The organism is Streptomyces sp. ICBB 8177, assembly GCF_003144095.1.
GTDB lineage: Bacteria > Actinomycetota > Actinomycetes > Streptomycetales > Streptomycetaceae > Streptantibioticus_D.
The window spans coordinates 366,822-381,401 of the sequence record NZ_NSKH01000024.1 but is presented as its reverse complement, the minus strand read 5'-3'; the positions used below and the strand labels follow the sequence as shown (position 1 = coordinate 381,401).

General features: G+C 73.2%; 12 protein-coding genes. 10 read left to right on the top strand and 2 right to left on the bottom strand.

The window, feature by feature from the left end; all coding sequences use genetic code 11:
* Positions 1-34: 34 nt before the first annotated feature.
* The 5 genes from CK485_RS29955 (at position 35) to CK485_RS28005 (ending at position 4,942) form a co-directional block, all read left to right on the top strand.
* Entirely contained in the window at positions 35-958 is a 924-nt protein-coding gene (locus CK485_RS29955) for an NTP transferase domain-containing protein (protein WP_109454710.1), read from the top strand.
* The gene (locus CK485_RS28020; protein ID WP_109454709.1) at positions 904-2,337 is read left to right on the top strand and encodes a molybdopterin molybdotransferase MoeA; all 1,434 of its coding nucleotides are present in this window, start codon (positions 904-906) and stop codon (positions 2,335-2,337) included. The genes CK485_RS29955 and CK485_RS28020 overlap by 55 nt, the downstream gene beginning before the upstream one ends.
* A gap of 143 nt (positions 2,338-2,480) precedes the next feature.
* Positions 2,481-3,458 carry an NAD(P)H-quinone oxidoreductase gene (locus CK485_RS28015; protein WP_109454708.1) on the top strand — a complete coding sequence of 326 codons (978 nt, stop codon included), beginning with the start codon at positions 2,481-2,483 and terminating at the stop codon, positions 3,456-3,458.
* Between the two features lie 350 nt (positions 3,459-3,808).
* Complete coding sequence (locus CK485_RS28010; protein WP_146214595.1) at positions 3,809-4,249, top strand: hypothetical protein; 441 nt, start codon at positions 3,809-3,811, stop codon at positions 4,247-4,249.
* A gap of 132 nt (positions 4,250-4,381) precedes the next feature.
* Positions 4,382-4,942 (top strand): bacterial proteasome activator family protein, encoded by a 561-nt coding sequence (locus CK485_RS28005; RefSeq protein ID WP_109454706.1) that lies wholly within the window; start codon positions 4,382-4,384, stop codon positions 4,940-4,942.
* A gap of 208 nt (positions 4,943-5,150) precedes the next feature.
* Here the strand turns inward: CK485_RS28005 and CK485_RS28000 are convergent, their stop codons facing one another.
* Entirely contained in the window at positions 5,151-6,797 is a 1,647-nt protein-coding gene (locus tag CK485_RS28000) for a protein kinase (RefSeq protein WP_109454705.1), read from the bottom strand.
* 398 nt (positions 6,798-7,195) lie between these two features.
* On the opposite strand from CK485_RS28000, the gene CK485_RS27995 reads away from it, so the two are divergent.
* Complete coding sequence (locus tag CK485_RS27995; RefSeq protein WP_109454704.1) at positions 7,196-8,872, top strand: protein kinase; 1,677 nt, start codon at positions 7,196-7,198, stop codon at positions 8,870-8,872.
* 36 nt (positions 8,873-8,908) lie between these two features.
* On the opposite strand, the gene CK485_RS27990 is transcribed toward CK485_RS27995, so the two are convergent.
* Complete coding sequence (locus tag CK485_RS27990) at positions 8,909-9,964, bottom strand: phosphotransferase (RefSeq protein WP_109454808.1); 1,056 nt, start codon at positions 9,962-9,964, stop codon at positions 8,909-8,911.
* A gap of 462 nt (positions 9,965-10,426) precedes the next feature.
* On the opposite strand from CK485_RS27990, the gene pdhA reads away from it, so the two are divergent.
* From pdhA to CK485_RS27970, 4 genes are all read left to right on the top strand, one after another.
* A complete protein-coding gene (gene pdhA / locus CK485_RS27985; RefSeq protein ID WP_109454703.1) occupies positions 10,427-11,575 on the top strand; it encodes a pyruvate dehydrogenase (acetyl-transferring) E1 component subunit alpha in 1,149 nt (382 codons plus the stop codon).
* Entirely contained in the window at positions 11,572-12,546 is a 975-nt protein-coding gene (locus CK485_RS27980) for an alpha-ketoacid dehydrogenase subunit beta (RefSeq protein ID WP_109454702.1), read from the top strand. Before pdhA ends, CK485_RS27980 begins: the two co-directional genes overlap by 4 nt.
* 57 nt (positions 12,547-12,603) lie before the next feature.
* Positions 12,604-14,094 carry a dihydrolipoamide acetyltransferase family protein gene (locus CK485_RS30120; protein WP_109454807.1) on the top strand — a complete coding sequence of 497 codons (1,491 nt, stop codon included), beginning with the start codon at positions 12,604-12,606 and terminating at the stop codon, positions 14,092-14,094.
* A 189-nt stretch (positions 14,095-14,283) separates the two neighbouring features.
* A complete protein-coding gene (locus CK485_RS27970; RefSeq protein ID WP_109454701.1) occupies positions 14,284-14,478 on the top strand; it encodes a hypothetical protein in 195 nt (64 codons plus the stop codon).
* The last annotated feature ends 102 nt before the right edge of the window (positions 14,479-14,580 follow it).

Sequence of the window (14,580 nt, the reverse complement as noted above, 5' to 3'; positions counted from 1 at the left end):
GCCATGGGGACGACCACAGGAGGCGTGATGGCCCATGACGCTTGACGGCGTGCGAGGACCCGGGTCGGGCGGCGGCTCCGCCACCGTGCCGCACGATGCGGTCGTCCTCGCGGGGGGCGCAGGGCGGCGGCTCGGCGGCGCGGACAAGCCCGCCTTGCGGGTCGGCGGCGCCACCCTGCTCGACCGGGTGCTGGACGCCTGCGCCCGGGCGGCCACCACGGTCGTCGTGGGCCCGCGCCGCCCGACCGCCCGCCCGGTGGTGTGGACCCATGAGGAACCGCCGGGCGGCGGCCCCGTGCCCGCCCTCGCGGCCGGTCTGCGGCACGCCACCGCGCCGTACGTCCTGCTGCTCGCGGCGGACCTGCCCTTCGTGACCCCGGCGACCGTCACCGCGCTGCTGGAGGCCGTGCGCGACGGCGGCGAGCACTCCGACGGAGCCGTCCTCGTGGACCCCTCGGGGCGCGACAACCCGCTGGTCGCCGCCTACCGCACGAACGCGCTGCGCCGCGAGGCCGCCCTGCTCGCCGCCGAACACGGCGGGCTCGGCGGCCTGCCGCTGCGCCTGCTCACCGGCGAACTGGCACTGGTCCGGCTGCCCGACCCCGGCGGTGAGGCGTCGTTCGACTGCGACACCTGGGAGGCCCTGGCAGCGGCCCGGTCGCGGATCAGGGAGCATGGACGCGTGCTCGACGAATGGATCGCCACAGCCAAGGCCGAACTCGGCATCGACCTCGATGTGGACGTCGCCGCCCTCCTCGACCTGGCCCGGGACGCGGCGCACGGCGTCGCCCGCCCGGCCGCGCCGCTGACCACGTTCCTGGTCGGCTACGCGGCCGCCGGCCGCGGTGGCGGCCCGGAGGCGGTCGCCGACGCGGCGCGCCGGGCCGCCGCGCTGGCCCAGCGGTGGGCCGCCGAGGCCGCGCCGCCCGAGAAGGACGGCGGCGAACCGGCCCCGTGACCGCCCGCGCCCACCCCACGACGGCCGGCCCGCACGAAACCGGCGCGCGCGCCCCGCACGGCGACCACGCCCCCGGGGCCACCGCGCGCAAACCCGCCGCAGAACCGCCCTACCACCCGCACGGCGGCCTGCCCTGGCCGGACGCCCGGCGCGTGGCCCAGGACGCCGGACGGCGGCTGACGCCGGTCACGCTGCCGCTGCGGGCAGCCCTCGGCCAGGTGCTCGCCGCGCCGCTCACCGCCGCCGGTGACCTGCCGCCCTTCGACACCTCCGCGATGGACGGCTGGGCGGTGTCGGGACCCGGCCCCTGGCGGCTGTCCGGCCAGCTCCTCGCCGGCCAGCGGTCGGCGCAAGCGCTGGCCGAGGGCTGGGCCATCCGCATCGCCACCGGCGCCGCGCTGCCGCCCGGGGCGACCGCCGTGCTCAGGCGGGAAGGCGGCCACGTCGAGCACCCGGCAGGACAGCCCACCGCGTGGCTGCACGCGTTGCCCGCGCACGCCACGGACCCGGCCGGTCCCGCGCCCGGGCAGGACATCCGGCCGCGTGGGCAGGAGTGCCGTGCCGAAGACGAACTCCTCCCCTGCGGAACGTTGCTGGGCCCCGCCGCCCTCGGACTGGCCGCCGCCGCGGGGCGCGACGACCTGACCGTCGTACCCGCGCCGCACGCCGACGTTTTCGTCCTGGGCGACGAGTTGCTGGACGCGGGGCCGCCGAGTGATGGGCGCGTGCGGGACGCGCTGGGACCGCTGCTGCCGCCGTGGCTGCGCGCGCTGGGCGTGGAACCCGGCGAGGTGCGACGCCTGGAGGACGACGCGGACACGCTGCGGCGGGCCGTGGCCGGCAGCACGGCCGACCTCGTTGTCACCACCGGTGGGACGGCGGCGGGGCCGGTCGACTTCGTGCGGCCGGTGCTGGACGACCTCGACGCCGAACTGCTGGTCGACGGCGTGGCCGTGCGGCCGGGCCACCCCATGCTGCTGGCCCGGCTGCCCGGCGGACGCCCGCTGGTCGGCCTGCCCGGCAACCCGCTGGCGGCGGTCTGCGGACTGCTGACCCTCGTCGCGCCGCTGGCCAGGACGCTCGCCGGACGCCCTCAGCCCGCGCCACGGCGCGCCAGGCTCGCCGAGGACGTGCGCACGCACGCCACCGACACCCGGCTGGTCCCGGTCTCTCTCCACGGCCTCCACGGCGCCCACGGCTCTTCCGAGGAGGAAGGGGAGCAAGGCATGCCCCTCGTGCGGCCGCTGCGGTTCGGCGGCCCGGCCATGCTGCGCGGGATCGCCTGCGCGGACGCCATGGCCGTCGTACCGCCGGGGGACTCGGCGATGACGCGCCACACGCAGGTCGAGATCCTGCCGCTCGCGACGGGAGCCCTCTGACATTCCCCGCCGACGGGACCAGTGTGAGGGTCCTGGGCTCCCTCCGCCAGTGCCTTCCCCGGGCCTGTGGACAACTTCCCGGCCCGCTGTTTCCCCCTGTGGACAACCCGGATCGGGGCCTCGGCGCGGAGTAGCCTCGCCGCATGTACGCGATCACGATTCCGGAACCCGGCGGCCCCGAAGCCCTGGTGTGGACCGAGGTCCCCGACCCCGTGCCCGGCGAGGGCGAGGTGGTCGTCGAGGTGGTGGCCAGTGCGATCAACCGCGCCGACCTGCTGCAACGTCAGGGTTTCTACGACCCGCCGCCCGGCGCCTCCGTCTACCCGGGCATGGAGTGCTCCGGCCGGATCACGGAGGTCGGCCCGGGCGTCACCGGCTGGACGGTCGGCGACGAGGTCTGCGCGCTGCTGGCGGGCGGCGGGTACGCGCAGAAGGTCGCCGTCCCGTACGGCCAACTCCTGCCCGTGCCCAAGGGGATCGATCTGGTGCACGCCGCCGCGCTGCCCGAAGTCACCGCGACGGTCTGGTCGAACGTGTTCATGGTGGCCCATCTGCGGCCGGGCGAGACGCTGCTGGTGCACGGCGGCGCGAGCGGTATCGGCACCATGGCGATCCAGCTCGCCAAGGCGGTCGGCGCGCGCGTCGCGGTGACCGCGGGCAGCGAGCAGAAGCTGGAGCGCTGCCGCGAACTGGGCGCGGACATCCTCATCAACTACCGCGAGCAGGACTTCGTGGCCGAGCTGAAGCAGGCGACGGACGGCGCCAAGGCCGACGTCATCCTCGACAACATGGGCGCGAAGTACCTGGGCCGCAACGTCGACGCCCTCGCTGTCAACGGCCGCCTCGCCGTCATCGGTCTCCAGGGCGGCACCAAGGGCGAACTCGACCTGGGCAAGCTGCTGGCCAAGCGTGCCGCGGTCACGGCCACCTCGCTGCGCGGACGCCCCCTCGGGGAGAAGGCGGCCATCATCGCCGCCGTACGCGAACACGTCTGGCCCCTGCTGGAGAACGGCCAGGTCCGCCCGGTCATCGACCGTGTACTCCCGATGGCGGACGCGGCCCAGGGCCACCAGGTGCTGGAGGAAGGGGGGCACGTGGGGAAGGTTCTGCTGACCACCTGAGCTGACCACTGAGCTGACCGCCTGAGGCGAGGCCGGGCCGGCGCCCGCGCTCCCGTCCGGTACGACCACCTGAACGCGACCGCCTCCGGATGCCGCCTCCGTCGCTACGTGTGACGCTTGTGTCACTGCGTGATGGGGTGGCGGGGGAAGAGCGGGAGGTGGAGGCCGTGGCGTCGCAGGTCAGGGCATGGCTGGCGAGTGGGTCGGCCGCGTGTGCGGTGGGCGCGGTGCTGCTGTTCACGCCGGGCGCCTACGCCAGACCCGGCGCCGCGTCGGCCCACGCCGCGCTCCGCCCCGCCGCCGCGGGCCTCCTTCGCCCCGTGGCAGCAGCCGGCCTCCACCCCGCCGCCGTGAGTCCCCTCCGCCCAGCGGCCGCCACCGCCACCCCCGCCGCGCTGGCCGGGACACGGGCCGGGCAGGGGAGGCCGCATCCCGGGCGGGACGGGGACGCCGCCGAACTGGGACCGGACCCGGACGCCGTACAGCCGGCGCTGGGCGGGCAGGACGGGACCGTGCCGCCGACCGCCCTGCCCGCCGCGCCTCCGGCGGCCATTCAGCCGCCCGCCGCGCCCCCGGCCGTCCCCGTGCGGCGCCCGGCCGGCACTCCCGCCCGGCCGCCGCGCACCCCCGCCCCCGGACCGTCGGCGGCGACGACGACCCCCGCGCCCCAGGGGCGGCAGATCGCCGACCCGCGGCCCGCACGGGTGCTCAGAGTGCTGCCGCTGGGCACCGGACTGGCTCTGCTGGGCCTCGGTCTTGGCGTGATCGCCGTGCGGTTGCGCCGCCGGTGAGGCGCTGACGGCGTTCGCGGGCGTACGCGTGGTCCCGCGTCCTCACGCGTGCCTTCGTGCGCGTCGCGAGGGTGGATCACGTTCGCGCCGGGGCACACCCAAGGTGAGTCATGTGTGCGAGAGAATGGCGGCATGGATATGCCGATGAACGAACGGTCGCAGCAGGAAAGCCCGCACGTCCTGGTCGTCGGTCCGGACGGGATGGCCCTCGGCGGCGGCAACCGCGACGGCGAGGACGGCGAGTCCCGGGAGACGCCGGTGACCGAGATGGTCGAGCAGCCCGCGAAGGTCATGCGCATCGGCAGCATGATCAAGCAGCTTCTGGAGGAAGTGCGGGCGGCACCTTTGGACGAGGCCAGCCGGGTCCGGCTCAAGGAGATCCACCACAGCTCGGTGAAGGAGTTGGAGGAAGGCCTCGCGCCCGAACTGGTCGAGGAACTGGAGCGGCTGTCGTTGCCGTTCACCGACGACAGCGTGCCGACCGAGGCCGAACTGCGTATCGCGCAGGCGCAGTTGGTCGGCTGGCTGGAGGGCCTGTTCCACGGGATCCAGACGGCGCTGTTCGCCCAGCAGATGGCGGCGCGGGCGCAGTTGGAGCAGATGCGGCGCGCGTTGCCGCCCGGCGTGGGCGGTTTCGAGGAGGGCGAAGGCGGCGGCCACCCCGGCGCCACCCGCTCCGGCCCGTACCTGTGATCCGGACCCCAGCCCGTCCCTCTGATCCGGGCTGCCGCCCGTCCCTGTGAGCCGGCCTGGCGCCCGTACCTGTGAGCCAGGCCCGCCGTCCCCGTCCCGAAGGGCGCGCGTACGAAGGGGCCCGCCACGCGTCAGGCGTGGCGGGCCTCGGTACGTTCCCGCGTTCCGGCGCGCGCCCCGCGTTCCGGCGCGGCGCGGACCTGCGGGCTCAGTCGCTGCTCTTGCCCGTCGAGACCCACAGCGTGATGGTCTGCTTCTTCGGGTTGAACTGCGTGTACTTCGCCGGGTTGGTGGTGATCACCGTGCCCTTGCCCCAGACCTGCTCGTCCTCGTACTTGACGTTGTACTTCCAACCCGCCGCCTGTAGGCAGGACTTGACGGAGTCGACGTACTTGAACGTCAGGTCCGGCATGTCGACCTGGGTACTGGAACTGCCGAAGCCGTCGGAGGCGTTGGTGCACTCCGACTGGTCGACCGTGCGGCTCGGGTCGCCCTGGACGACGCCCTGGCCGTCGGGGGTGCCGCCGGTCGAGGCCACCGTCGAGGTGCTCGGGTCGGCGTCCGGCGTCTTCTTATCGCCGCCCAGCGAGCCGATGATGGCGAGCAGTACGACCGCGATCACCACGGCGACGCCGCCGAAGATCAGCAGCGGCTTCCAGTTGCCCCCGGACTTGCGGGGCGCGGGCGGGCGGGTGTTGTACGCGGGAGCGGGCGCCGGGGCGGGCGCGGGCGCCTGGTAGCCGCCGGGCGCGTACTGCCGGGGCATGGTGTTCGGCGGCGGCGTCGGCGGACCGTAGCCGGCCTGCGGCGCGGGCGTCGGCTGCGGCTGGTAGGGCGACTGGAACGGGCCCGGCGCCGGGGTGTGGGGGTCGCCGGCCGCGTTGGGGAAGATCGCGAAGGAGTCCGGGTGCGGGGTGCCCGCGGCGCCGTGGTGGACCTTCGGGCCCTCGCCGATGACCAGCGGGGTCGCGGTGCCCTTGGCGGCCGAGGCGACCCGCTCGCACTCGTCCTGCATCGCCTCGGCGCTGGGAAAGCGCTCGGCGGGGTTCTTCCGCAGCGCGCGGGCCACCAGCGCGTCCACGGCCGGGGGCAGCGAGCGGTTGATGGAGGAGGGGACCGGCGGCTCCTCCTGGACGTGCTGGTACGCCACCGACAGCGGCGAGTCGCCGTCGAACGACAGCCGCCCGGTGAGGAGTTCGAAGAGCATGCAGCCCACCGAGTACAGGTCGGAGCGGGCGTCCACGCCGCGCCCGAGGGCCTGTTCGGGGGAGAGGTACTGCGGCGTGCCGACGACCATGCCGGTCTGCGTCATCGAGGTCACGCCCGACTGGAGGGCGCGCGCGATGCCGAAGTCCATCACCTTGACCACGCCGCGCTTGGTCAGCATGACGTTGCCCGGCTTGATGTCGCGGTGGACCAGGCCCATCTCGTGGCTGACCGCGAGCGCCGCCAGGACGTCGCCGGTGATCTTCAGGGCCTTCTCGGTCGGCATGGCGCCGTGCGTGGCCACGTCCTCGTCGAGCACGGTGCGCAGCGGCTTGCCGTCCACCAGTTCCATGACGATGTACGGCACCGAGCGGCCGTCGATCTCGTCCTCGCCGGAGTCGAAGACCGAGACGATATTGGTGTGGTTCAGCTTGGCGACCGACTGCGCCTCACGGCGGAAGCGCTCGCGGAACGACGCTTCTCGGCCGAGTTCGCTGTGCAGGGTCTTGACCGCGACCGGTCGTTCCAGCACCGTGTCGTATCCGAGGTGGACGGAGGCCATGCCGCCCTCGCCGAGCAGACTGCGCAACTGGTAGCGGCCGTGTCCCACCGTGTTGCCGGAGAAGTCGCCAGTTGCGTCCCCGCTCATGTAACCGCTTCCCCCTCGGCGCACGGGAAGCCGCACGCGCAACCAGACACCGATGCCACTCTTGCTTGACCCTGGTCAGTCTGCCGGAGAGCGGTTATGCGTCAAGTTGCTTGACCGATCCGTCACCGGATGCCCAGGAAACCGTTTCCGATCTGTGAGCAGGCCGGTATTGGTCACCCTCGGCAAAGGAATGCGCTGGTCACGCGGCTATGGGTGGTTTCGTCCTGTCCTCGGCTTCCCACCGCGGCCCGCGAAGACGGTAGCGTTCACCCTCGTAGCACTGTGACGGCACCTGTACGAGGCACGTACCGCGGAGCGTAACCGGAAACGTACAACGTACGGCAACGAGGCGCGTACGGACCCCTCCGGTACGAGGCGATGAGCGACGGCGAGGACTGATGGACCACACGCAGGCCTCCGGTGAACCCGAGAAGGCCTCGGCCCCCGAGGCCCAGACCTACGACACACCGGAGCTGTGGGGCGCGAACGGTCTGATCGGTGACGGCCGTTACCGCCTCACCCGGCGCCTGGGCAGGGGCGGCATGGCCGAGGTCTTCGCGGCCGAGGACGTACGGCTCGGGCGCACGGTGGCCGTCAAGCTGCTGCGCAGCGACCTCGCCGAGGACCCGGTCTCCAAGGCCCGCTTCACACGCGAGGCGCAGTCGGTCGCCGGCCTCAACCACCACGCCGTGGTCGCCGTCTACGACTCCGGCGAGGACCGGATCGGTCCCAACGTCGTTCCGTACATCGTCATGGAGCTGTGCGAGGGCCGCACCATCCGCGACCTGCTGATCGCGGAGGAGGCGCCGCCGGTCGACCAGGCGCTGATCATCGTCTCCGGCGTGCTGGAGGCGCTCGCCTACAGCCACCAGCACGGCATCGTGCACCGCGACATCAAGCCCGCCAACGTCATCATCACCGACCAGGGCGCGGTCAAGGTGATGGACTTCGGCATCGCCCGCGCCCTGCACGGCGCGTCCACCACGATGACGCAGACCGGCATGGTCATGGGCACGCCGCAGTACCTCTCCCCCGAGCAGGCCCTCGGCAAGGCCGTCGACCACCGCAGCGACCTGTACGCGACGGGCTGCCTGCTGTACGAACTCCTCACGCTGCGGCCGCCGTTCACCGGCGAGACGCCGCTGTCGGTGGTCTACCAGCACGTCCAGGACGACCCCAAGATCCCCTCGCAGGTCAGCGACCGGGTGCCGCCGGAGCTCGACGGCATGGTGCTGCGCGCCCTCGCCAAGAACCCGGACGACCGCTTCCAGAGCGCCGAGGAGATGCACGGCCTCGTCCAGTACTCCCTGCGCATGCTCCAGGAGCAGGGCGGCTGGACCGGCGCCTGGGACACCGGCTACGTGGACCACGGCGCGGCCTCCACCCCGGCCGCCGGGACCGCGGCCACCACCGTGATGCCGCACCCGCAGGCCGGGCAGACCGCCGCGCTCGGCGCGCCGCTGCTGATGGGCCCGCCCGGGCGGGAGGGCGAGGGCGGGTACGACGGCTATGACGGGTACGGCTCCGGGCCGGGCGGCGGCGGGCGCGGCGGCAGCGGCCACCGGGCCCGCAACACCGTGCTGCTCGTGGTCGCCGCGATCGTCGCGATAGGCCTGGGCGTCTTCTTCGCCGTCCACTTCGGCCAGGCCAACGACGCCAAGCGTCCGCCCGCCACCACGTCGCAGTCGCCGCAGCCCAGCGACAGCACGCAGCCCTCGCAGGCACCCAGCGACTCGGACACGCCCAGCACGGGTGCGGGGAACGACGACGGCTCGACCAGCGACTATCCGTCGACCCAGCCGGTCAACCCGTACCCGTCGCAGCCGGACGACTCGAACCCGCCCAGCTCCGCTCCGCCGAGTTCCGCCCCGCCCAGCTCCTCGCCGCCCAGCACGTCGGGCGGCGGCAGCACGGACGGCACGACGGAGGGCACGACGTCGGGGCAGGACGGCGGCGCGACCGCGGGACAGGACGGCGGTACCAGCAAGGGGGCCGCGGGGGGCGCTCCGGGGGGCAACAACAACGGCGGCGCGAGCCAGGGCAACGCCGGCGGTCCCTCCCCCGGCTCCGACTGACCCCGCCTCACCCCGTATCCCACCCACTGGCCGCCTTCACCCCGTGAAGGCGGCCAGTACCTCTTCGTACTCCCGCGTCCACCACACCACCAGCCCGGCCGCCGCCGGGAAGAGCGGGTCGGCCCTGCGGTCGTGCCGCTGGTAGCGCCAGCGCAGCATCCACAGGTCGTTCAGCCGCTCCCACCACACCCGGTGCACGGCCGTGGCCAGCTCGGCCGCGGTCACCCGGGCGGTGCGCCGGTAGGCCCCGGCGTAGCCGCGTACCCGGGCGAGGTCCAGCGTCCCGTCCTCCTCCCGTAAGAAGAAGATGGCCGCCGCGCGTACGGCCTCCTCGGCGCGCGGCTGCACGCCCAGGCGGTCCCAGTCGACGATCGCGGCGGGTTCGGCGCCCCGGTAGAGCAGGTTGAAGGGGTGGAAGTCGCCGTGCACCCAGCCGGTGACGCGGGTCGTCGCGTCGGCCGGTCTGCGGTGGGCGTGCCGCTCCAGCAGGGCCCGCCGCTCCAGCAGCCGGTCCTCCGCCAGGGCGTCGAAGGCGTCGCGCGGGCGGTGGCGGCGGGCCAGCCGCAGCAACTCGTCGATGAGCGCGTAGCTGTCCTCGGGGGAGGCGCTCGGGTGCGGCACCGCCGTCGCCGGTTCGCGCTGCGGCGGCAGGACCCGCTCCAGGCAGGTGTGCACCCGGCCGAGCAGTGCTCCCAGCCGCCGCGACTCACCGAAGCTCAGCTCGGTACCGGCCCGGTGGCGCCCGTCGACCCAGGGGTAGAGCGCGTACGGGCTGCCGCCGATCACCACCACCGTGCGGCCGTCCGCGTCCCGCAGCGGCGCGGCGACCGGCAGGCCGAGGGCGCCCAGGCGCAGCGTCGCGTGGTGCTGGCGGGCGATGGTCTCCGGGCGGGCGGTGTCGCGGTCCGGGTCGTCGAGGTACTGCTTGAGGAAGAAGCGCCCACGCGTGGTGGCGACGCGGTATCCGCGGTTGAGCAGTCCCCGTGCGACGGGCTGGCAGGACAACGGGGTCCCGGCGTGGTGGTAGCGGCTGAGCAGGCGTCCGATCGTGCGGTCGGAGGGCGGCGCCGTCGCCGGACTTCGAGAGGGCACCGGCGCATCGTAGATCACTCAGAGTGCGTACGTGGTCACGCCTGTGTCATATTCCGCCGCTGACGGCGCCCGGGCCCGCGCGGGGGCGCCCGGCTCCGTGCTCCGCGCCCCCGGCTCGTGACCTGGCCCGTGTTCACACGGTTGCCACTCGCTCACCCGATTCGCGTCGTCTCCCTCTTACGCAGTCGCGATCCGCGGGATACCGTGCCGTTGTCCCGGTGGCCTGCGGGAATGGCGCCTTCACGGTGACTTACTAGGAAATCCAAGCAAAACCGCAGGTAGACGCCCCTTCGCGCTATTGCGGCAGTAGTGGGTAACGTCTCTTTTGCAGGCCGCCAGCCGGGGCACTTGTCACGCCCGGACTCCGGCCTTGTCGCACACACCCCGTGCGCCGAGCCGAGTCGGGTGAGCCCGTACGGCCGCCGGCGGACCCCGGGGGCCGGCCAGACGGAGGAGCAAGACGTGAGCGTGAAGAGCACTGCCGCGCGCAGCAGCCGCGGCGGCGCGAAGCGCCGAGGGGCAGCCGGGCAGGTACCCGAGCTGGTGCAGTTGCTGACCCCCGAGGGCGAGCGCGTAGAGCACAGCGAGTACTCCATCGACCTGTCCCCCGAGGAGCTGCGCGGTCTGTACCGCGACATGGTGCTGACCCGTCGTTTCGACGCCGAGGCCATCACCCTCCAGCGCCAGGGCGAGCTGGGGCTGTGGGCCTCGCTGCTGGGCCAGGAGGCCGCGCAGATCGGCTCCGGGCGCGCCACCCGGCCCGACGACTACGTGTTCCCCACCTACCGTGAGCACGGCGTGGCCTGGACCCGTGGGGTCGACCCGCTGAACCTGCTCGGGATGTTCCGGGGTGTGAACAACGGCGGCTGGGACCCGAGCACCAACAACTTCCAGCTCTACACGATCGTCATCGGCTCGCAGACGCTGCACGCCACCGGCTACGCCATGGGCGTCGCCAAGGACGGCGCCGACTCGGCCGTCATCGCCTACTTCGGCGACGGCGCGTCCAGCCAGGGCGACGTCGCGGAGGCGTTCACCTTCTCGGCGGTCTACAACGCTCCGGTCGTCTTCTTCTGCCAGAACAACCAGTGGGCGATCTCCGAGCCCACCGAGAAGCAGACCCGCGTACCGCTCTACCAGCGCGCCGCGGGTTTCGGCTTCCCGGGCGTCCGCGTCGACGGCAACGACGTGCTGGCCGTGCTCGCCGTCACCCGCGCGGCCCTGGAGCGGGCCCGCTCCGGCGAGGGCCCGATGCTGGTCGAGGCGTTCACCTACCGGATGGGCGCGCACACCACCTCCGACGACGCCAGCCGCTACCGGCTCGACACCGAGCGCCAGGAGTGGGAGGCCAAGGACCCGATCGCCCGGCTGAAGGCCTACCTTGACAAGGAGAAGGCGGCCGACGACGCGTTCTACGCCGAGGTCGAGGCGGAGAGCGACGCGCTGGCCAAGCGGGTGCGTGAAGGGGTCCGCGCGATGCCCGACCCCGACCCCATGACGATCTTCGACAACGTCTACGCGGACGGCCACGCGCTGGTCGACGAGGAGCGCGCGCAGTTCGCCGCCTACCGGGCGTCCTTCGCCGACACGCAGGAAGGGGCCGTCCGATGACCGCCATGACCCTGGCCAAGGCCATCAACTCCAGCCTGCGCACCGCGATGGAGAGCGACCCCAAGGTCCTGGTGATGGGTGAGGACGTCGGCAAGCTCGGCGGCGTCTTCCGGGTCACCGACGGCCTGCAGAAGGACTTCGGCGAGGAGCGGGTCATCGACACCCCGCTGGCCGAGTCCGGCATCGTCGGCACCGCGATCGGCCTGGCGCTGCGCGGCTACCGCCCGGTGGTGGAGATCCAGTTCGACGGTTTCGTCTTCCCCGCGTACGACCAGATCGTCACGCAGCTGGCCAAGATGCACGCCCGGGCGCTCGGCAAGGTCAAGGTGCCGGTCGTCATCCGCATCCCCTACGGCGGCGGCATCGGCGCGGTCGAGCACCACAGCGAGTCCCCCGAGGCGCTGTTCGCGCACGTGGCGGGTCTGAAGGTGATCTCCCCCGCGACGCCTTCCGACGCGTACTGGATGCTCCAGCAGGCCATCGAGTGCGACGACCCGGTGATCTTCTTCGAGCCCAAGCGCCGCTACTGGGACAAGGGCGAGGTCGACACGGCCGCCGTCCCGGCCCCGCTGCACCGGGCCCTGGTCGCCCGCGAGGGCACCGACCTGACGCTGGCCGCCTACGGCCCGATGGTGAAGGTCTGCCTGGAGGCCGCGACGGCGGCCGAGGAGGAGGGCCGCAGCCTGGAGGTGGTGGACCTCAGGTCGATCTCCCCGGTCGACTTCGACACCCTCCAGGCGTCGGTGGAGAAGACCCGGCGGCTGGTCGTGGTCCACGAGGCGCCGGTGTTCTTCGGCTCCGGCGCGGAGATCGCGTCCCGGATCACCGAGCGGTGCTTCTACCACCTGGAGGCCCCGGTGCTGCGGGTGGGCGGTTTCCACTCGCCGTACCCGCCGGCCCGGGTCGAGGAGGAGTACCTGCCCGGCCTTGACCGTGTGCTCGACGCCGTCGACCGCGCACTGGCCTTCTGAAAGCCGAGGAGAGCAGTGACCGTGACTGAGACCGGGCAGCGCTACCGCGAGTTCAAGATGCCCGACGTGGGCGAGGGGCTCACGGAGGCCGAGATCCTCAAGTGGTTCGTCAACGTCGGCGACACCGTCACCGACGGCCAGGTGGTCTGCGAGGTGGAGACGGCCAAGGCGGCCGTCGAGCTGCCGATCCCGTTCGACGGCGTGGTGCACGAGGTGCGGTTCCCCGAGGGGGAGACCGTCGACGTGGGCACCGCCATCATCACCGTGGACACCACCCCCGGCGCGGCCTCGGCCGGGCCCGCGTCCCCCGAGGTGCTGGAGGCCACCGACGCCGTGGCGTCCGAGCCCACGGCGTCCGCGCCCACCTCCCCCGAGTCCGTCCCGGCGGAGCCCGCGGCGGCCGAGGGCGAGGCGCCCAAGCGCCAGGCGGTGCTGGTCGGCTACGGCGTCGCCCAGTCGTCCACCAAGCGCCGCCCGCGCAAGCAGGGCGCCGGGGTGCCGACGCAGGCCACCGCGGCCGTGCAGGGCGAGCTGAACGGCCACGCCGGTCAGGCGGCCCCCGCCCCGTCCGCGGCTGCCGCCGCGGCCCCCGCGTCCGCGCCCGCGGCTCCGGCGGAGGGGCCGGCCCGGCCGTTGGCCAAGCCACCGGTGCGCAAGCTGGCCAAGGACCTCGGCGTCGACCTGGCGACCGTCGTCCCGACCGGCCCGCACAACACCGTCACCCGGGAGGACGTCCACGCGGCGGCCGCCCCGGCGGCGACGGCCCCCGAGCCCCTGCGTTCCGCCGAGCCCGCCCCGGAGGCCGGCACGGTGCCGGCGGTGGCTCCGGCGGTCGGCGGGGATGTTTCACGTGAAACGCGCGTTCCCGTCAAGGGCGTTCGCAAGGCGACCGCGCAGGCGATGGTGGCCAGCGCGTTCACCGCGCCGCACGTCACCGAGTTCGTGACGTTCGACATCACGCGCACCATGCGTCTGGTGCAGGAACTCAAGACCGATCCGGGCTTCGCCGGACTGCGGGTCAGCCCCCTGTTGCTGGTGGCCAAGGCGCTGCTGGTCGCCATCAAGCGCAACCCCGAGGTCAACGCCGCCTGGGACGAGGCCAACCAGGAGATCGTCCACAAGGGCTACGTGAACCTGGGCATCGCCGCCGCCACCCCACGCGGCCTGATCGTCCCCAACATCAAGGACGCGCAGGCCAAGACGCTGCCTGAACTCGCGGCAGCGCTGGGCGAGTTGGTCACCACCGCCCGCGAGGGCAAGACGACTCCGGCGGCCATGCAGGGCGGCACGATCACCATCACCAACGTCGGCGTCTTCGGCGTCGACGCCGGTACGCCGATCCTCAACCCCGGCGAGTCCGCGATCCTCGCGTTCGGCGCGGTCAAGGACCAGCCCTGGGTGCACAAGGGCAAGGTGAAGGTCCGCCAGGTCACCACGCTGGCGCTCTCCTTCGACCACCGGCTGGTCGACGGCGAGCTGGGCTCGAAGTTCCTCGCCGACATCGCGGCGGTACTGGAGTACCCGAAGCGGCTCATGACCTGGTCATAGCCGTCGGTTTCCAGCAGGCGAAGGCTCGGACGCGTCCACCGCGTCCGGGCCTTCGCCGTGCGCGGAGCGGGCCCCGGTGCCGTGCGCCCTCGCGCGCCTACGGGACACCGGAGAGAAAGTATGGCGATATAGACCTATCCATCGGATTTCGCCACTTCCGGCAGCCGGAGTTACGCCGAAGGACTGACCATGGTCATCTCCATCTCCGTCGTCCTGCTCCTCCTGGTCTTCGCGCTGATCCTGCTGCGGGCCGGGAGCCTGAAGCTCTCCCACGCCGTGCTGTGCGTGCTGCTGGGCTTCACCCTGGCGGGCACCAGCCTGGCGCCCACCATCCAGTCCGGCATCACGGCAACGGCGGGCGTGGTGGGCCACCTGCACCCGTAGGCGCGGCGCCGGGCGGGCGGTCCACGTGGCGGGTCTCCGGTGTCCGGTCCACATCGTGGGCGCGCACTTCTTCCGTATGCGTGTTGTATCTATGATGTGCGC

Bases quoted from the DNA above. Each gene is read 5' to 3' on its own strand.
- CK485_RS27980 (WP_109454702.1), top strand. From the start codon at position 11,572: ATGACCGCCATGACCCTGGCCAAGGCCATCAACTCCAGCCTGCGCACC.
- CK485_RS28000 (WP_109454705.1), bottom strand. From the start codon at position 6,797: ATGAGCGGGGACGCAACTGGCGACTTCTCCGGCAACACGGTGGGACAC.
- CK485_RS28015 (WP_109454708.1), top strand. From the start codon at position 2,481: ATGTACGCGATCACGATTCCGGAACCCGGCGGCCCCGAAGCCCTGGTG.
- CK485_RS27995 (WP_109454704.1), top strand. From the start codon at position 7,196: ATGGACCACACGCAGGCCTCCGGTGAACCCGAGAAGGCCTCGGCCCCC.
- CK485_RS28005 (WP_109454706.1), top strand. From the start codon at position 4,382: ATGGATATGCCGATGAACGAACGGTCGCAGCAGGAAAGCCCGCACGTC.
- CK485_RS29955 (WP_109454710.1), top strand. From the start codon at position 35: ATGACGCTTGACGGCGTGCGAGGACCCGGGTCGGGCGGCGGCTCCGCC.
- CK485_RS30120 (WP_109454807.1), top strand. From the start codon at position 12,604: ATGCCCGACGTGGGCGAGGGGCTCACGGAGGCCGAGATCCTCAAGTGG.
- CK485_RS27970 (WP_109454701.1), top strand. From the start codon at position 14,284: ATGGTCATCTCCATCTCCGTCGTCCTGCTCCTCCTGGTCTTCGCGCTG.